General features: G+C 67.5%; 19 protein-coding genes, 2 tRNA genes and 1 riboswitch. Of the genes, 13 read left to right on the forward strand and 8 right to left on the reverse strand.

The window, feature by feature from the left end:
- The first annotated feature begins 5 nt into the window (after nt 1–5).
- From ABZV44_RS22640 to ABZV44_RS22660, 5 genes are all read left to right on the forward strand, one after another.
- On the forward strand, nt 6–146 hold the full coding sequence (locus ABZV44_RS22640; protein WP_354839462.1) for a hypothetical protein: 141 nt from the start codon (nt 6–8) through the stop codon (nt 144–146).
- 49 nt (nt 147–195) lie between these two features.
- Nucleotides 196–783 (forward strand): DUF308 domain-containing protein, encoded by a 588-nt coding sequence (locus tag ABZV44_RS22645; protein ID WP_354839465.1) that lies wholly within the window; start codon nt 196–198, stop codon nt 781–783.
- A 161-nt stretch (nt 784–944) separates the two neighbouring features.
- Nucleotides 945–1129: riboswitch (M-box (ykoK) riboswitch) on the forward strand.
- Between the two features lie 354 nt (nt 1130–1483).
- Nucleotides 1484–2269: a hypothetical protein gene (locus ABZV44_RS22650; protein ID WP_354839467.1), complete on the forward strand. Its 786-nt coding sequence runs from the start codon at nt 1484–1486 to the stop codon at nt 2267–2269.
- Between the two features lie 36 nt (nt 2270–2305).
- Nucleotides 2306–4063 (forward strand): ABC transporter permease subunit, encoded by a 1758-nt coding sequence (locus ABZV44_RS22655; RefSeq protein WP_354839470.1) that lies wholly within the window; start codon nt 2306–2308, stop codon nt 4061–4063.
- 26 nt (nt 4064–4089) lie between these two features.
- Entirely contained in the window at nt 4090–5376 is a 1287-nt protein-coding gene (locus ABZV44_RS22660; RefSeq protein WP_354839472.1) for a nitrate/sulfonate/bicarbonate ABC transporter ATP-binding protein, read from the forward strand.
- Here ABZV44_RS22660 and ABZV44_RS22665 read toward each other — a convergent pair.
- A complete protein-coding gene (locus tag ABZV44_RS22665) occupies nt 5351–6697 on the reverse strand; it encodes a DUF2786 domain-containing protein (protein ID WP_354839474.1) in 1347 nt (448 codons plus the stop codon). The genes ABZV44_RS22660 and ABZV44_RS22665 overlap by 26 nt on opposite strands.
- 165 nt (nt 6698–6862) lie before the next feature.
- Here ABZV44_RS22665 and ABZV44_RS22670 point away from each other — a divergent pair, with 165 nt between their 5' ends.
- Nucleotides 6863–7225 (forward strand): hypothetical protein, encoded by a 363-nt coding sequence (locus tag ABZV44_RS22670; protein ID WP_354839477.1) that lies wholly within the window; start codon nt 6863–6865, stop codon nt 7223–7225.
- 43 nt (nt 7226–7268) lie between these two features.
- On the opposite strand, the gene ABZV44_RS22675 is transcribed toward ABZV44_RS22670, so the two are convergent.
- Entirely contained in the window at nt 7269–7922 is a 654-nt protein-coding gene (locus ABZV44_RS22675; RefSeq protein ID WP_354839480.1) for a hypothetical protein, read from the reverse strand.
- 18 nt (nt 7923–7940) lie between these two features.
- Between ABZV44_RS22675 and ABZV44_RS22680 the strand changes: the two genes are divergently transcribed.
- Complete coding sequence (locus ABZV44_RS22680) at nt 7941–8123, forward strand: hypothetical protein (RefSeq protein WP_354839483.1); 183 nt, start codon at nt 7941–7943, stop codon at nt 8121–8123.
- Between the two features lie 344 nt (nt 8124–8467).
- Here the strand turns inward: ABZV44_RS22680 and ABZV44_RS22685 are convergent, their stop codons facing one another.
- Nucleotides 8468–9151: a GntR family transcriptional regulator gene (locus tag ABZV44_RS22685; protein WP_354839485.1), complete on the reverse strand. Its 684-nt coding sequence runs from the start codon at nt 9149–9151 to the stop codon at nt 8468–8470.
- Nucleotides 9152–9239: 88 nt separating this feature from the next.
- On the opposite strand from ABZV44_RS22685, the gene ABZV44_RS22690 reads away from it, so the two are divergent.
- The 3 genes from ABZV44_RS22690 to ABZV44_RS22700 all read left to right on the forward strand — a co-directional run bounded on the left by ABZV44_RS22690 (nt 9240) and on the right by ABZV44_RS22700 (nt 11865).
- Nucleotides 9240–9773 carry a YbhB/YbcL family Raf kinase inhibitor-like protein gene (locus tag ABZV44_RS22690; RefSeq protein WP_354839488.1) on the forward strand — a complete coding sequence of 178 codons (534 nt, stop codon included), beginning with the start codon at nt 9240–9242 and terminating at the stop codon, nt 9771–9773.
- Between the two features lie 46 nt (nt 9774–9819).
- On the forward strand, nt 9820–10662 hold the full coding sequence (locus ABZV44_RS22695; RefSeq protein WP_354839490.1) for an SDR family NAD(P)-dependent oxidoreductase: 843 nt from the start codon (nt 9820–9822) through the stop codon (nt 10660–10662).
- 282 nt (nt 10663–10944) lie between these two features.
- Nucleotides 10945–11865 carry an SGNH/GDSL hydrolase family protein gene (locus ABZV44_RS22700; RefSeq protein WP_354839493.1) on the forward strand — a complete coding sequence of 307 codons (921 nt, stop codon included), beginning with the start codon at nt 10945–10947 and terminating at the stop codon, nt 11863–11865.
- Nucleotides 11866–11882: 17 nt separating this feature from the next.
- On the opposite strand, the gene ABZV44_RS22705 is transcribed toward ABZV44_RS22700, so the two are convergent.
- From ABZV44_RS22705 to ABZV44_RS22725, 5 genes are all read right to left on the reverse strand, one after another.
- Nucleotides 11883–12689 carry an LLM class flavin-dependent oxidoreductase gene (locus tag ABZV44_RS22705; protein ID WP_354839496.1) on the reverse strand — a complete coding sequence of 269 codons (807 nt, stop codon included), beginning with the start codon at nt 12687–12689 and terminating at the stop codon, nt 11883–11885.
- Nucleotides 12690–12880: 191 nt separating this feature from the next.
- Nucleotides 12881–12953, reverse strand: a tRNA-Arg gene (locus ABZV44_RS22710).
- Nucleotides 12954–13018: 65 nt separating this feature from the next.
- Nucleotides 13019–13094, reverse strand: a tRNA-Leu gene (locus ABZV44_RS22715).
- A gap of 266 nt (nt 13095–13360) precedes the next feature.
- Nucleotides 13361–13774 (reverse strand): pyridoxamine 5'-phosphate oxidase family protein, encoded by a 414-nt coding sequence (locus ABZV44_RS22720; protein WP_354839499.1) that lies wholly within the window; start codon nt 13772–13774, stop codon nt 13361–13363.
- A gap of 40 nt (nt 13775–13814) precedes the next feature.
- Nucleotides 13815–14210, reverse strand: a complete 396-nt coding sequence (locus ABZV44_RS22725; protein ID WP_354839502.1) for a hypothetical protein — start codon at nt 14208–14210, stop codon at nt 13815–13817.
- A gap of 348 nt (nt 14211–14558) precedes the next feature.
- On the opposite strand from ABZV44_RS22725, the gene ABZV44_RS22730 reads away from it, so the two are divergent.
- From ABZV44_RS22730 to ABZV44_RS22740, 3 genes are all read left to right on the forward strand, one after another.
- Nucleotides 14559–14687 (forward strand): hypothetical protein, encoded by a 129-nt coding sequence (locus ABZV44_RS22730; RefSeq protein WP_354839505.1) that lies wholly within the window; start codon nt 14559–14561, stop codon nt 14685–14687.
- Between the two features lie 176 nt (nt 14688–14863).
- Nucleotides 14864–15610 carry a pirin family protein gene (locus tag ABZV44_RS22735; protein WP_354839507.1) on the forward strand — a complete coding sequence of 249 codons (747 nt, stop codon included), beginning with the start codon at nt 14864–14866 and terminating at the stop codon, nt 15608–15610.
- A gap of 233 nt (nt 15611–15843) precedes the next feature.
- The gene (locus ABZV44_RS22740; protein WP_354839510.1) at nt 15844–16392 is read left to right on the forward strand and encodes a hypothetical protein; all 549 of its coding nucleotides are present in this window, start codon (nt 15844–15846) and stop codon (nt 16390–16392) included.
- Nucleotides 16393–16437 lie beyond the last annotated feature (45 nt).

The following is a 16437-nucleotide window of genomic DNA, read 5'->3' on the forward strand; positions in this document are numbered from 1 at the left end:
TCGGCATGTCCCCGTTTCGTGCGTTCCGGTGGAGCGAGCAGGTCAGTGCGGCAATGGTTTTCACTGGTCCGGCGGCGCTCTGGAGCTGGGCCGAGTTCGCGGTACTGCACGGGCGGGGACCCACCGTACGGGATCTCATCGGCTAGCGATCCCACTGCCTTTCTTGCCTCACCCCGATCGAATGGAAGAGGTTCCATGAACACCACTGCGGTACAGCCTGTTTCGATATCCGCGCGCTCGTCGCTGATCCGCCTGTCCCTGGTCCGTGGCCTCCTGGCCATAGCGTGGGCCCTGGCCTTCGCCGCGGCCCACGACACCCTGAACGCCGTCGCGCTCACCCTGCTGATCGCCTACCCCCTCATCGACGCGGTGTCCTCCGCCATCGACTGGCTCGCGGTACCGGAGGGCTCCGAACGCCGCGTGACCGCCCTCAACGGCACCCTGAGCACCCTGGCCGCCATCGCCCTGGGCATCGCCGGAACCGCCGGCGGCGTGGCCGCCATCCTGGCCGTATTCGGTTCCTGGGCAACGATATCCGGCGCGGCTCAACTCGCGGTCGGCCTCTACCGCCGCGGCCCCACCCTGGGCAGACAATGGCCCACCCTCATCTCCGGCGGCCTGTCCTTCCTGGTCGGCGCCGTCTACGTCGCCCAGGCAACCGCCCCCTCCCCATCCCTGGATGTCCTGTCCGTCTACGCCACCGGCGGCGGTATTTTCTTCATAGCCCAAGCCGCGCTACTGGTCTGGAAGTCGCGCTCCCAGCGAACGACCGGACAGGTGTAGGCGGGCGGCATTCATCTTCCTCCGGCGCCCATGCTGCAGGACATCTCCGGTCCGGGCACCGCGGCAATCGGGCCGCGGTCCCACGCGCCGCTGTGACATAGCGCTCGCCGATATGCGAATAGCGGGTTTTGACTTTTAACGAGTCTTTAACTAGGTTCCCTGTTGCACCTCGATAGGCGAGGCTCCTGTACGAACACAGGCCACTGATCTGACGACGTCGAGAGACGCCCAAGGTTAGGACAGATTTCTCCGGCTCAAGGGGTAATCCAAAGTGGCTTTCCGATTCGGAACACTCCGATTCGGAACACGTCGTGCAGTGCCAAAACTCTGACGAGAGGGGTGTGCGTCCGCCCCGAGAGTTCGGGCGACCTCCCCCGTGCGTTGACGAATCGCGTTCTACCAGTGAGGAGGTCGGGTAGCAAGATGGCACCCGATGATGACCCGGGATCCCCGTGTCGGCCCCTCCGCCTCGGTCCGGGCCGCTAGCCACCACACCAACACCGCGTCGATATCTCGACGCACGTAATTCTCCGATATCACGATGCCGCCCGCGCGGCACCGGACTATTCGCATGCACATTTCACGAATGAATTCGGAGATTCGCATATATATCCGACCCGTCGGCACCACCGTGCCCGACGGTATTCGATGCTGCCCGGAAACCGATGCGGGCAGCGGTATCCCGAGGGGAAACATCCCGATGAGAATTCGCTTGCTCGCGTTCGCCACCGCGGCGCTGACCACCGCCGGACTGGTCGCCCCTGCCGCCGCTTCGGCCGCGGCACCCGGACCGGACGTCCGGCTCGCCGACGCTGTGACAGCTCCGGCCGTGTCCGGCGACGCCCGGATCGTGGACCGATCGGTGGTGCTGCGCACCGACCTCGGCACGCTCCGAACCACCACCGACCAGCTGCAGATCCTCGACCCGCAGGGCGTGGTCGTGGGGGTGATCCCGCTGACCATCACGAAGCAGGACACGACGTACCCGATCGACGCCCGCATCGACGGCGACAGCGCCACCCTCACCCCGCGCCCGGATCGGGCCCGGCCGGTCAGCACCGAGGAACGACGCATCGCCGCGGAGCTGCACGCCGCCGCGGAGGCGCATGCCGAAGGCCCTGCGGCACAGCAGATTGCCGATCCCGACAGCTTCGAGGATCGGATGAATACCGTCTTCCAGAATGTCAACAACGAGCTCACCGTGGCCCTGGCGGTGGGCACGCTGCTGGGTGCCGTCATCGGAGCGCCGCTGGGCTGCGTCCTGCTGGGCGCGGGTCAGGGTCTCGCGGTCGGCGCATTGACGTTGGGCACGTTGGCGATTCCCGGCGCCGTCACCGGCTGCCTCGAGGGCGCGGTGGCCGGAGCCGCGATGGGCGTCGTGGCTTTCAACCTGCTGATCGGCGCACCGGCGGTGCTGGCCGCGGCCGTGCACGCCTACAACGTCATGACCGCACCGCCCGCGGTCTCCGCCGAATCGACCAACTGAGTTGCGACGAAGCCGCTCGGAGCGAGGTGAACAGCAATGACTCTCGAATTGGCAATTCCGGACCGCCCCAAGACGACTCCCGAGGTGCCGCGGGCACGCGACCGGCTCCGAGCGGTGGACTACCTGATCATCGGCGCGGGCGTGCTGCTGATCCTGCTGGTGCTGAGGCTGTTTCGGGACATGTCGGTGCCCTGGACGCCGGATACCGGAACCGAGGCCGTATCAACCGATCCCGCGAACCTGCCCTATTACGCGGCCCGCACCACGCTGCGCATGTTCATCGGCCTGGCGGCGTCCATCCTCTTCACATTGATCGTCGGCCAGTGGGCGGCGCGCTCGCGGCGGGCCGAGAAGGTGCTCATCCCGGCGCTCGACGTGCTGCAGTCGGTGCCGGTGCTGGCCCTGGTCTCGATCACGGTCACCGCGTTCGTGGGCCTGTTCCACGGCTCGTATCTGGGCGCGGAGGCGGCGTGCATCTTCGCCATCTTCACCGCGCAGGCCTGGAACATGACCTTCGCCTACTACCAGGCGTTGCGCAATATGCCCCGGGAGCTGGATGATGCGGCCCGCATGATGCGGCTCACCCGCTGGCAGCGGCTGTGGCAGCTGGAGGTGCCTACAGCCATGGTGCCGATGATCTGGAACGGCATGATGAGCTTCGGCGGCGCGTGGTTCATGCTCGCGGCCTCGGAGGTCATCACGGTATCCGGCCGGGACGAGGCGCTGCCCGGCATGGGTAGCTTCATCGCCGCGGCCACCTCCGAGGCCGAGGCCGGCAATCTCATAGTGGGTGCGCTGGTCATGGTGCTCACCATCGTCTTGGTGAACGTGGTGTTCTGGCGGCCGCTCACGGCGTGGTCGGAGCGATTCCGGGTGGAGCACACCGAAAGTGCGCAGGCCCCACGGAGTCTGGTGCTCGACCTGCTGCGGCAGAGCACGGTGCCGGGCCGGCTGGCCCGGGTGCTACGGCCGGTCGGTGAGCGGGGCGATCGCCTCATGCGGGTCTTCGGGCGCAGCACCCGTTCCGCCTACGTCGAGCCTGCGGGCAGCCGCATCGGCGATGTGCTCTTCTTCGGACTGCTCTTCGCCGCGCTCGCCTGGGGCACCTGGGCGCTCGCCTCCTACTTCGACAGAACCGTGGGCCTGGCCGAATTCGGGCCGACCTCGTTGATGGGGCTGGCCAGCCTCGGCCGCGTCATAGTGCTGCTGGTGGTCTCCACCATCGTGTGGGTGCCGGTCGGCGTGTGGATCGGGATGAATCCGCGCATCTGCCGGTTCGCACAGCCGGTGGTGCAGGTGCTGGCCAGTTTCCCGGCCCAGTTCCTGTTCATCTTCGTCATCGCGGCGCTCACCTACACCGGTATCTCACTGAATATCGGCGGCATCGCGCTGATGGCGCTGGGTGCGCAGTGGTACGTGCTGTTCAATGTGATCGCGGCGGCCGGGCAGATCCCGACGGACCTGCGCGAGGCCATGGACGATCTCGGCGTGCACGGGTGGCAGCGCTGGAAGTCGTTGATACTGCCCGCGATCGCACCCGGCTACGTGGTCGGCGCGATCACCGCGTTCGGCGGCGCGTGGAACGCCACGCTGGTCGGCGAGGTCGTGGAGGCCGGGAACACGCATATGGAGGCCTACGGCCTGGGCGCGTACATCACCAATGCCACCACCGACGACGTCTTCGCCAAGGTGCTGCTCGGCACCGTGGTGATGAGCGTGGTCACGGTGACGATCAACCGCCTGCTGTGGCGACGCCTGCAGCGCACCGCCGAACGGCGATTCTCACTGAGCTGAAACACCTTTCGAAAGGAGGACACACCGTGTCGGCCCCCATCATCACCGTCGATCGTGTCACCAAGAACTTCACCAACCCCTCCGGCGAGCAACTGCCGGTTCTCTCGGATGTCTGCCTCGAGTTGCAGGAGGGTGAAATCGTCGCGCTGCTGGGCAAATCCGGCTCCGGCAAGTCCACGCTGCTGCGGATCATCGCGGGCCTGATGCTCCCCTCCGCGGGGTCCGCGCGCATCCGGCAGACCGAGATCACCGAGCCGAATGCCGATACCGCCATGGTGTTCCAGACCTTCGCGTTGCTGCCGTGGCTGACCGTGCGGCAGAACGTCGAACTCGGCCTTCGCGCCCAAGGGATTTCGGTCTGGGAGCGCGCAGAGAGGGTTACCGACGCCATCGACATGATCGGCCTGGACGGCTTCGAGAACGCCTATCCCAAAGAGCTGTCCGGCGGTATGCGCCAGCGAGTGGGATTCGCCCGCGCCCTGGTGGTGCAGCCGGAGGTGCTGCTCATGGACGAACCGTTCTCGGCGCTGGACGTCTTGACCGCCGAGAACCTGCGCGGCGAGCTCATGCGACTGTGGGCGGAGACCGCCTTCCCGACCAAGACCATGCTGATGGTCACCCACAATATCGAGGAGGCCGTGCAGCTGGCCGACCGAATCCTGGTGCTGGACAACAATCCCGGGCGAATCAAGGGCGAGATCCAGGTGAAGCTCCCGCAACCGCGCGACCCGCGCGGCGCGGGGTTCCAGGCGCTGGTGGACCAGGCCTATCGGATGCTCACCGACGCCACCTTCGATGGCGACTGGCCGAGCATCACCCCCACCCCTACCACCCGGCCGCTGCCCGATGCCGGGGTGGACGGAATCGGCGGCATGCTGGATTTCGTGGCCGCTCGAGGCGGGCGGGCGGACCTGCCGGATCTGGCGGGCGGGTTACGCTTCGAGATCGACGATCTGATGCCGCTGGTCGACGCCGCCACCATGCTGGGGCTGGCCACCACCGCCGACGGGGATATCGAGCTCACCGTCGACGGCGCCCTGTTCGCCGAGGCCGATATCGACAGTGCCAAGGCCATTTTCGCGCGGCTGGCGCGAGCCAAGGCGCCCCTGGTCGCGGCGATCGACCACGCGCTGACCAGTGCGCGCAACCAGCGGCTGCGCGACGGCTTCTTCCTCGACCTGCTGCGGCGGGGCTTCACCGAGGACGCCGCGCGGCGACAACTGCGGATCGCCATCGACTGGGGACGCTATGCCGAACTCTACGAGTACGACGCCGCCGAGCGGTTGCTCAGCCGGCATCCGGACGCGGCCTGAGGTCGAGGTGGGCGCGGTCGGCGGCCACTCGGCCGGCGTCCCAGCCTGCGGCGCTGCGGATGGTGATTCCGCGATTCCGGGCTTGTGGAAACAGGGTGTCGAAAGCCGCGTCGACTGCGATCTGGTGTGAGGCCAGGACCGGCAGCAGTCGTTCCGGCTCAGCCGATTCCGCGATGGTGGCCGCGGTGGCCGCATCCAGGCGCTCCCCGATGCGGGTGGCATAGGCGACGAGGAACGATTTCCGGAACGTCCGGCTGCGTGCCTCCTCGGTTCGGAAGGCTTTGTCGCCTCGGGAGGCTTTGTCGCCGTTCGCGATCATCGCCCTGGTGGCCTGCACGAGCAGTGAGGTGGACAACAACTCCACCGCGTCGAGATCCGCGTCGTCGCCGACGATGGTCATGAAATCCCATGCCGAGGAAAAGACGGCGCGGCATCGATTGGCCTTGGCGACGACGTCGATCAGCAGCGCCTTCGCGTCGGTGTACGGGGTATCGAGCCACATTCGCCGTGCCCCCGGCAGATCCGGGACGGCGGTGTCGGCGTCGACGAGCACCCGATCGAGCGCGTACTTGGTCATCAGCTCCTGTGCCTTGGCAGACAGGGCCTCGGCCTCTTCGGGGAAGGACGTGGACTCGGCTTTGGCGAGCAGTCCGCGAACGCGGCCGAGCACCTTCTCGTCGACATGATGGGGGACCACGGCCGTCGGACGTGCGGTGCCGGGCAGGGGCCTGATGAGTTCCAGTTTCGGCAGCAGGAGCAGCAGTGCGAGGGCCTCGATCACGGTGGTGAGCGCTTCGGTGGTGGTCAGCATGTGCTTCGCCGCCCACTGGCCGAAATGCGGCGAGGAATCCGACCACCAGGCCTCGGCCGCCAATTCACCGAGCTGAGCAACCCAGGTGTCGTCGACGGTCGCAGGCGCGAAGGGCCGCACGGAGTCCGCCACGGTGTCGATCAGAAAGCTGACCGCGAAGTCGTCGACCCGCCGTCGCGCCGCCTGCTGAATGTCCGCCGGCAACCAGCCATTCCGGAAGGCGCGCGTCATGAGGTGCTGCCCCGCCAGGTGCACACCCCGCTCCACCTCGTGAACGAGCGGGTCGTCAGCGGCGAGCCGGCCGGCGAACATGACAACCGGATCACGCTGTACCGATCCGCCCCTCACCCCACGCTGGGCCGATTCCATGGCGGCCGCCAGGATCGCATTGCCGATCTCCTCAGCGGTCGGCGGCCGCCCCTCGGTCCCACCGGGCATGCCCGGAAAGTCGGCACCGCCGTATCGCGCCCGCTGCTTGGCCGCCCGATGCTTCCGATTCGGCTTACCCATGATCGACTCCACCGACCCTCGAATCGCCATGACCTGTCACGACCCGACCGTATTTCACGGCTGTAGCGTTCCGCGATGCGGGCCGGGGAGGACCAAAACTTCAGAATGGAAACAAAATTGGGCTCGGCGACGACGAACAACACAACGCCAATCGGAAGGGTCTTCATGAACAGGTCGTTGAGTGTCGCCGGACGGGTTGCGATCGCGGGCATTTCGGGTTTGGGTTTCGCGGCCGTCGTCGGGTCGGGTACCGCGCAGGCCGCGCCACAGGACTGCACCGTGACGAAGGGTCTGTTCGACGCGTCGGCAGTCTGCCAGCCCGACGGTGGATCCAACTACGTCCTTCACCTCGACTGCGTCGGCCTCTACGCCAGCGGGCCGTTCCCGCTGTACGCCGTCGGTCCCTACAAGGTGCTCAGCTACCCCTTCACCCCGTCGGGTGAGCGTATTACGGCGGCCTGCACCGGCACCGGACCCGGCGTCTTCGCGGTCGCCACCAACGCTTTCGTGGAAATCTACAACCCCTAGGCGACGGAGCCAGAGTCGGCCGTCTGGGGATGCGGTCGGGGCGTCAGCGTGCGGGAACGTGCACCGTGATTTCCCCGCCGAGGTGATAGCCGTCGGCCAGACGCAGATTGTCGCCACTCCAAAACCTGCCCGGGTCATACCAGTTCGGACGCTTCTCGGGCAGCAAGCCCATGGCCTGATAAGTCATGGCGACGATCTCCGCGCAGTACGCGTTCTCCAGACCGGCGTCGGTTTCGAGCGTTCCCGATCGTTTCGGCAGCGGCACCCGGCCCCGTAGCCACCGCCCCGCGAGCGCGCTGGTAGAGGGAAAGGGCATGCCGTCCAGCCGCGCGACCATCCGCAGCGCGGCATCTTCCATCTCGCGGGTAACCGGCCGATCCAGCTGGCGAATCCACGCTTGCTGCCCATAATCGTTGGCCCAGCGCATGATCGCGGCCCGCAGGTCGTGCAGCTGTGCACCGCGATGGTGGTTGCCCGACCAGACGTCCGGCAGCGCCCGGCCGAGCTCGGCGTGCCAGATCAGGGCCGGGAGGTCATCGATGACAACCGCCATGCCGACATGATTGACCGGGCTGTTGGTCAGCCCCCGGATCGCGCGATCGGCACCGGTATGCCCGCGGAACAGCCACAGATCGCCGGTCCGCGTGAGCTCGACCGCGCCATCCAAACCGATACTCGAGAGCGCTTCACCTTGCACAGCGACTAGCCTAGGCGCATGCGCTGGTGGAAGGTGCTCGGCTTGGCAGGGGCCGCGGGTGTCGCGGCGACCGGTGTGGTCATCGTGCGGTCCGAACGCAAACGCCGCGCCTACACCCCGGATCAGATCCGAGATCGGCTACACGCCCGCCTCGGCGATCAACCCGGACCCATCGAGCCCGTCGGCGACGGCAAACGCTGAGCCGGACCGCGAAAGCGTTCACCCGCACTGGCTTCGACCGTCATTGTGGGCTCGACGCGACAGCCTCCGGAATGAGCGGAATTCACGCGATGCGCAACGGCGGTATCGAGGTCGTTGTCCCGCAGTCGTTGTCTGGCCGAGGGTTCGCCGAGTTCGGGCATGGCACCGGCGGGGCCGCCAGTTCCGCGCGCCACGCGGGATCCATTTCACTACAACGGATCTCGGCATGCTCGTGTCCTCGGTACGCCGTGCGCTGCCGAATGCCGGGTGCTTGTCCGGCCTGGATATCGGCCGGTAGAACTCGGACAGCGTTCTGGGACTGGAACATTCTGCCGCGGTGTCTGTCAGCCTTCTTGTTCCGCCAGTGCGGCCGTCGTCAGGGTCAGGTGTCGGGTCAGTAGGTCGGCGGCGGTGTCGGGGTCACGGGCCAGCGCCGCCTCCTCCAATCGGCGATGCTCGTCGATGGCGTCGCGGTCGGGGGCGCGGTGTGCCGACCAGCGGCGAGCCAGCTCGCTCGCGACCCACATCCGGTCGAAGGTCTCCAGCAACACCGGGTTGCCGCACCCCGCCAAGAGGGTGCGATGGAACACCCGATGGGCCTCGGCCCAGGCCTCGCTGTAGTACTCGCCGTCCTCCGGGGTGAATGCCGGTGTGCGCGCCAAGCGGTGGTGGGCGGCTCGGACATCGCCCTCCCAGCCGACGTCGCCACGTTCGATCGACATGCGTAGCAGGACCGGCTCGATGGTCCGGCGGGCCTCGCCGATCTGCTGCCAGCGGCGATCGGAGAAGGCCGGGACCGCGAAGCCGCGATTGGTCAGCCGTTCGGCCAGACCCTCACCGACCAGCCGCACCAGCGCCTCGCGCACCACGGCCAGGCTCACACCGTGTTGCTTGGCCAGATCCTGCGGCTTGAGCGCGTCACCGGGCGCGTACTCGCCGCGCATGATCGCGTGCCGCAGGTGTGCGTAGATCTGCTCGGACAGCATCTGCTTCTCCGGTGAGGTCGGGGTGTGGGCTGCCCTGGTCATGGTCCGATGATAGACGATCTCCAAAATAATCGATTATTTCTGATATCGTCGATCTTGCCTGTCCGACATGACTCGAAAGGCACGACACATGAGTGCAAACAACCCCTTCGCCCGGCTCCCCGAGGCAGCCTCGTTCACGGTCACCAGCGCCACGGTGAGCGACGGCGCCGCCTGGCGACCCGCACAGTGGTCCTCCGGCGCCCCCGGCGGCAAAGACGTTTCCCCGCAACTGAGTTGGAGTGGCGCCCCGGCGGGCACCAAGAGTTACGCCGTGACCGTGTACGACCCCGACGCTCCTACCGGCTCCGGCTTCTGGCACTGGGCTGTCGCCAACATCCCGGCCACGACCACGAGCCTTCCCGAGGGCGCCGGAGACGACGCGGGCAGCGGGTTGCCGACCGGCTCCTTCCAAGTGCCGAACGACGCGCGCCTGCCTCGATACATCGGTGCGGCACCGCCGGCGGGGCACGGTGAGCACCGCTATTTCGTCACCGTGCACGCTCTGGATGTCGACGACATCGGCATCGCCTCCGACTCCACGCCTGCTCTGCTCGGATTCACCATCGCAGGTCACATCCTGGGCCGAGCGACGCTCGTCGCCACGGCGGAGACACTGCCGTGAATTCCGCTCGAGCATCCTGGCGAGGTCGGTACGGCAAGGAAAGGTTATGAGCGACAAAGGTATCGACCGCATGGCTGATCGCACGGTGCTGATCACGGGTGCGACGGACGGACTCGGCCGCGAACTCGCGGTGCGTCTCGGCGCGGCGGGCGCCCGCCTGATCCTGCACGGCCGCAACCCCGATCGGGCCGCCGCGGTCGCGGCCGAGATAACGGCCGCGAGTGGACACGCTCCGCGGGTCATCCTGGCCGACGTGTCGCGACTCGCGGAGGTGGACCGGCTGGCCGACGAGATCATCGCCCGCACTTCACGATTGGATGTGCTGGTGAACAATGCCGGCACCGGAGGCCGGTCGGACGGGAGACGCGCACTCGGCGCCGACGGCAACGAATTACTGTGGGCGGTCAACCATCTGGCTCCGTATCGGCTCACACGGCGGTTGCTTCCGCTACTGCGGGCCTCGGCACCGGCGCGGGTGGTGAACGTAGCCTCCGCCGGGCAGCAGGAGATCAACCTCGACGATCCGACCCCCGAGCCCGACTACGACGTGTACACCGCCTACTGCCGCGCCAAGCTGGCGATGATCATGGCGACCATCGAGTACGCCGAGGAACTCGACGGAACCGGTGTCACCGTGAACGCCCTGCACCCGGCCACCCTCATGGCGACCACCATGGTGCTGGAATCCGGCACCACGCCGATCAGCACCGTCGCCGAAGGCGCGGCCGCGACCCTCCGCCTGATCTGCGATCCGGACCTGTCACAGACGACAGGCTGCTATTTCAACCGCACCAGGCAGGCCCATCCGCACGCACAAGCCCTCGATCCGAAGGCGCGCCGCCGCCTGCTCGAAATCAGCGACGCCGCAGTCGTTTCGGCGCTGGGCTGAGGTGGTGGGCCGGTAGGTCGCGCGATGCGGGACCAACCGGCCCAGCACCCCCCGAATCCGCGTCGAACGTGCCGTCCGAGCGGCCTGCATGCCGGAGCCGTCTGGTCCCTCGGGGTGGCACGTTCAGCATTCACGACAAATCTGGAGCGCGATGAACTTCGGGTCTCCGCCGAATTCGCGATCGATCGGCGGCGCTACCGGCGCGCCGCTACAGTAGGCGTTCGAATCTGAAGCGGTCGCGCTTCGCATATTTTCGCAACGGATCGATAAGAGGTACACAGCTTGAAGAGTTCGGCTCGGTTGCGGTTGCTTGCAGCGTCCACGGTCTGCGGCACCGCAGCGGTGCTCACCGCGATGGCGCCGCCGACCACGGCGGAGACCGCCGACGGCAAAACCCTTGTGGTGATCGGCGATTCCTTCTCCGCCAACGGGGAAATCCTCGACCTGCTGAACGCGGGCGGGGACCCCGGCTGCAAGCACGTGCCTACATCATGGCCGACGCAGCTGACGCAGCGCATCGGCTTGTCGCCGGACGACGTCGAGGACACCTCGTGTCAGGGCGGCACGATCGACACCTCGGGCTGGACCCTGGTGCACCAGGTGAAACGGGCCGTGTCCGATAGCGCGTTCGGACCACGCACCCGGACCGTGACGATTCAGCTCGGCATGAACGATGCCTGGGGAACCGACAACCCGGTCGCCCTGTCTCGTGCCTTCACGTGCCTGACCGACCTGATCGATGGTTGCGGTCCGGAAGCCGCAGCGCAGGGCCGCGCCCCCAACCTCGACACCGTCACCGGTCAGGCCTATGCCGATCGAGTCCGCCAAGCGGTGGAGTACATCCGCTACTACGCTCCGAACGCGCGGATCGTTTTCGTGGGATACCCGGAAATACACTCTCCCGGCCAGGATTCCGCCTGCGCGAACATCCTCGGCATCAATGTGGTCCAGCCCCGGGCCGGCGCGGTCACCGGGTTCCTGGACCGGATCGACACGGCCCAGCGCGAGGCCGCCGGCATTCTGAACGTGAACTTCCTCGACACCCGAGCGGTCACCGCCGGGCACGGCGCCTGCACTGCGGATCCCTGGGTGGACGGAGCGTTCGACCCACACACCGAACCGCTCGGGTTCCCCTGGCACCCCAGCGCGCACGGCGACTCGATGGTCGCAGCCGCCATGCAACAGTGGATCGCTCGAAGCTGAAATAGCTGTTCGGGCAACTAACGTCCGGCGAGCTCGGCGACGACCGGAGCGAACCTGTCGGCGACGTCGGCGCCGAAGACGAAATAGGAGAAGCCGATCTCCTCCCGTCGCCGTTGGATTTCCTCGACGGCGGCGGCCGGGTCATCCGGAAGGACGGTCATCGCGTCCGCCGCGTGAAGCGCGGCAGTGTCGGTATCGGGGGGCGCCATGTGCGGTGCGACAGTATCGCCGATAACCGGTACAGCGAGCGCGAGTTCGGCGTCGCTGGTGGCGCGGAAGTCGCGTGCCAGCCGCTCGACCTCGCCCCGAGGCTGATCCCCGAGCACGAAGGTGACCGTGTCCGCGACCTCGGCCGCCAACGCCCGGGCCTTCGGACCGAGTACGGCCATCGCCACGGGCGTGTGACGGTCGGGGCCGTCGAGATCTCGCAGCCGCTGGACGGTCTCACGGACCTGGGCCAGCCGCTCGTAGGGCGGCGGTACGGAGGGCATTCCCTTGTCGCGGAGCTCGTCCTCGATTCCCGGTCTGCCGGTGCCGATGCCCATCTCGAAGCGCCCCTCGGTCAACAGCGACAGCGAGTGCGCATCCCACGCCGTCAGCCAGGCCGGGCGGAGCGGAGAGGCGTACACCCAGGTGCCCACGCGCAGGTCGGTCAGGGCCGCGGCGGTGGCCAGCATGGGGGCGGGCGCCGGCTGCATCAGCGGGAAGTCGGGCACCAGCAGCGTCGAGTAGCCGCTGTCGGCGATGCGGCGCACACGATCTCGCCACGTCGGCAGGTCGGATCTGAGCGGGGCAACGACCCCGAATCGAAACGGTCTCGTCATAGCTGGCTCCTGTCTCTCGGCCTATCCAGAGGAGTCGACGACGAATCCACCCGAAATTCATCGGTGCAGCCGAGATCGCATACCACCCATCCAACTCCGCCGGACAACCTCACATGATGCGAAGGGATTCGACGGGCCCTCAAAGACCGTGAGCGGTGGAAGTCGGCTTACCGCACTTCATCGAAAGTTGATGTGCCCGGAAGGATTCGAACCTTCGATCTCCCGCTTCGTAGACAGGTGCTCTTTCCACTGAGCTACGGGCACTTGACCCCGCGCGGATGTCGGCGTTGACATCTACTCGGCGCTGAAGTGCGCGGGGTTGGGTGGGTTGGTTCCCTCGGTGAGATTCGAACTCACACTCGACGGCACCTGAGACCGTTGCCTCTACCCTTGGGCTACGAGGGAATGGGGTGAGGGGATGTGGAAAGGGCCGCTCTCCGTGGCTTTTGCCCGGAAGCGGCCCTGGCGGGGCGGTGATGCCGAGGCCGCTAGGAGACGCTCCGGATGCCGAGTCGGATGCGGAGCAGGCGGGCGAGGAGCGTGGTTGCGGGCTGAATCAGCTCGGTCATGGGGGCCGCCTTTCCGGTGTCGTCGGGTGGAGGTGCTGGAACCACGGTAGCAACGGGATCCGAAGCGGTAAAACGATTTTCGGGGTTGTGGAGGTTCGGCGGTTAGCTTCCGGTGCGGGGGAGTTGGCCGAGGCGGGTGAGTTGGGCGGGCGGGGCGAGGTTGAAGCGCCGGCAGTCCGCGCATCGCCGGGATGTCGCGGTCGAGGTGGCTGTGTGGTGGAGTACGGCCAGGGTCGGCGCGATCTCGAGGGTGTAGTCCCGCAGGGTGGCGTGGCCGTCGATGATGAGGGCGTGACCATCCGAGGTGGATGGTGGCCACAGCAGGGTGACCGCCGGGTTGGCGGTGATATTGCGGCAGGTCACGGGTCCGGGTGCCGTGATGGTGAAGCTGCCGCCGGTGAGGGTGGGGTGCTGCGGCGTGGTGTGCGGTCCGAGGTCGCCGATGCTGACCAGGAAGGCGAACTCGTACTGGCCGATCAGATCGACCAGTTCCGCTGGTAGGTCCGGCACGTTCATTCACCAAGCGTAGGCGAATGTGCGGTGCCGGAGAGCCTATTTATCCGCGGATGAGGTTCCACCGGCCCTGATACACCGCAAGTGCGATTCTCGGATGTCGGGGGTGACTGCTTCGGACCAGGTCGGCGAGTTCAGTAGACGTCGCGGACGTAGCGCTTGTCCGCGGCGAGCTTCTTGACGTAGGCATCGGCGTCGAATACAGGCGCGGTTGAATGCGTTTGAGCATGTCCGCCCAGCCTTGTGGGTCGGCCAGCCGGGGATGCTCGGCGGCGATGTCGACAGGTTGGCGGCCCCACAGCCATTTCGCGAGTTCGCCCTTGTTGTCCTGGCGCAGCAGGGTTCTCAGGTACGGGGTGGCGCTGCGTTCGGTCAGGTAGCGCAGCAGCTCCGGCGTCATCTTGGTCAGGTCGAGATGGTCTTCGAGCGCGACCGACAACGGAAGTGGCCCGACCTTGGGGACTTCGACGACGGCGGCGGGGTCGAGCCCGGTGGTGGCCAGGAAACTCCCACACCAGTCCCAGATCGTTGGCCGGTCGCACCCCGAGCGCGTCCCCGACCTCGTACCGCAGCCCAGCACCGGTGAGATCGAAACTGAACTGCCGCACCTCTTTCTGCGCGGCAGGCCCGATCCGCCAAGCCGGCAACCGGGGCTCGCTGCGCGCCGACCTGCTCCTCACCGGCGACGAGATTCGCGCCACCGGAGCCTTGAGGCCCGGCCAGGTCCGCGACGCGCTCGGCACCGCGTTGCCGCCGCATCGTCCCCGTCCGGCAGGTCGAAGGCGGAGTGTGGCGGGCCATCGGCGCCGTCGGCACCCCACACCTGGCCAACCTCCTGAACGCCCACGCCCTGGCACTCCTCCCGCCGGGAACCGGCCGCGGCACCCTGGTCGAATTGCTGCCGCTGCCACGGTGAACCGGTCGTCGCGTGGCTGTCCCTCCGGACCGGCTGCCGCTGGAGATCGGTCGGCTCCGGACGGCGGTCGGCGGGATCGCAACCGGCGCGGCAGGCCCGCCTCGGCGTCACGGTCGGGAATGTCGGCTCGCCCGTTGGGTTACAGAGGCGGGAGGGATCGGTTGCGGAGGTGAGCGGTGGCGGTGAGTGAAGCGGGTGTTCGGGTTGTGCCGGGCGCGGATCGCGGGCGCTGGCGGAACGAGTGGCTCGATTCCCGGCAGTCGTTTCCGGCCACCGGCAATTTCGATCTGGCGGCGAATGCCCACGGGCTGCTGATGATCCACAACGAGGACATCGTCGACCCCGGTGAGGGGTTCGACACCCATCAGCATCGTGACATGGAGATCGTGACCTGGGTGCTGGAAGGGACGGTGGTCCACCAGGATTCGGCGGGGCATTCGGGTTTGATTCATCCCGGTATGGCGCAGCGGATGAGCGCGGGCACCGGGATTCTGCATTCGGAGCGCAACGGCGCCGGCCTGCTGGAGCGGCAGCGCCTGCACGTCGTCCAGATGTGGGTGCCGCCCCACGAACCCGGAGCCGCTCCCGGATACCAGGAGCGGGACATCACCGCGGAGTTGGCGGGGAACTCGCTGATCACCGTCGCATCGGGCATCCCGCGCGACCGCGACCGTACAGCGATCGTCATCGGAAACAGGTATGCGGCCTTGCACGCGGCGCGCCTGGAGCCGGGCCATACGGTGCAGATTCCGGACGCGCCCTACGGCCACGTCTTCGTGGCCCGGGGGAGTGTCGAATTCGAGGGCTCCGGCCTGCTGGCCCAGGGTGACGCCGTGCGATTGACCGCCACCGGCGGCCATCGGGTCACCGCTGTCGAGCCGAGCGAACTGCTGATCTGGGAGATGCACACGACCTTCGCCTGATCGCGCCCATATCTGACGGAGTCGGCCCCTCGGATCTTGACCTCGGGCCGCGGATTGTGTATCGGGAAGTGTGCTCTTGATTGCCCGGAACCGAGCGGGCGCACCGGCCGCGGCGGGACTGAGGGAGAATAGGGGCGTGGGCGACGCAATGAAGAAGAAGTTCGGAGATCGGCTCGGCGTCCGGGCGGTCATGGCGGGAGCGGGTGCCGCGGCGCCCGTCGGCGGCTAGGTCGATGTCGGATCGGGAAGTACCAGGACGTGGATCCCTGCCGGGACCCGGCGGGAACAGGTTCGATGCGGTCGAGCGGCTACGCAGGCAGCTCGAGGCATTGAAGGCTGCCGAGCGCGGCAACGCCGACGCGGGGGATGCCTCGTCGAAGATCACCAGGCTGCCGCGTCGCCCGCGGCGCAAGAACGAAGAAGCCGTCGAGCGTCCGCACCAGCCGTGGCGTCCGGAAGGCGGCTCGGTCTACGATCCGGCGCCGACCAGGCCGGTGCTGCGATCAGAGCTGCAGCGCGAGACCGGGTGGTGGCCGGTCGACCCGGGCCCGGGGCCGTACCCCGCTCCGGTCAGCGATTCGGGCAGTGCCGAGCAGGAGGGGAGTGTCATCGACCTCGGCGCCATGCGGCGCAAGCGAGCCGGTGACGATGCCCCGGCCACCGGTATCCGGCCTGTGGCTCGGCCGCGCAGAATCGGACCCGCCGCGGGTGAGGGATCCGCACCGGACAGCGGCAGTGACCCCGATCTTCCACCGCCGGACGGACCCGTTCGGCGGCCCTGAACCGTCCTCGACGCGCCCGCACAGACCGCCTGCGGAGGCCAGCTC

This window comes from Nocardia sp. NPDC004860, assembly GCF_040609015.1.
Classification (GTDB): Bacteria; Actinomycetota; Actinomycetes; order Mycobacteriales; family Mycobacteriaceae; genus Nocardia.

Excerpts from the sequence above, each read along its gene's own strand:
- ABZV44_RS22640 (WP_354839462.1), top strand. The coding sequence starts at position 6 with ATGTCCCCGTTTCGTGCGTTCCGGTGGAGCGAGCAGGTCAGTGCGGCA.
- ABZV44_RS22645 (WP_354839465.1), top strand. The coding sequence starts at position 196 with ATGAACACCACTGCGGTACAGCCTGTTTCGATATCCGCGCGCTCGTCG.
- ABZV44_RS22650 (WP_354839467.1), top strand. The coding sequence starts at position 1,484 with ATGAGAATTCGCTTGCTCGCGTTCGCCACCGCGGCGCTGACCACCGCC.
- ABZV44_RS22655 (WP_354839470.1), top strand. The coding sequence starts at position 2,306 with ATGACTCTCGAATTGGCAATTCCGGACCGCCCCAAGACGACTCCCGAG.
- ABZV44_RS22665 (WP_354839474.1), bottom strand. The coding sequence starts at position 6,697 with ATGGGTAAGCCGAATCGGAAGCATCGGGCGGCCAAGCAGCGGGCGCGA.
- ABZV44_RS22670 (WP_354839477.1), top strand. The coding sequence starts at position 6,863 with ATGAACAGGTCGTTGAGTGTCGCCGGACGGGTTGCGATCGCGGGCATT.
- ABZV44_RS22680 (WP_354839483.1), top strand. The coding sequence starts at position 7,941 with ATGCGCTGGTGGAAGGTGCTCGGCTTGGCAGGGGCCGCGGGTGTCGCG.
- ABZV44_RS22685 (WP_354839485.1), bottom strand. The coding sequence starts at position 9,151 with ATGACCAGGGCAGCCCACACCCCGACCTCACCGGAGAAGCAGATGCTG.
- ABZV44_RS22690 (WP_354839488.1), top strand. The coding sequence starts at position 9,240 with ATGAGTGCAAACAACCCCTTCGCCCGGCTCCCCGAGGCAGCCTCGTTC.
- ABZV44_RS22695 (WP_354839490.1), top strand. The coding sequence starts at position 9,820 with ATGAGCGACAAAGGTATCGACCGCATGGCTGATCGCACGGTGCTGATC.
- ABZV44_RS22705 (WP_354839496.1), bottom strand. The coding sequence starts at position 12,689 with ATGACGAGACCGTTTCGATTCGGGGTCGTTGCCCCGCTCAGATCCGAC.
- ABZV44_RS22720 (WP_354839499.1), bottom strand. The coding sequence starts at position 13,774 with ATGAACGTGCCGGACCTACCAGCGGAACTGGTCGATCTGATCGGCCAG.
- ABZV44_RS22740 (WP_354839510.1), top strand. The coding sequence starts at position 15,844 with ATGTCGGATCGGGAAGTACCAGGACGTGGATCCCTGCCGGGACCCGGC.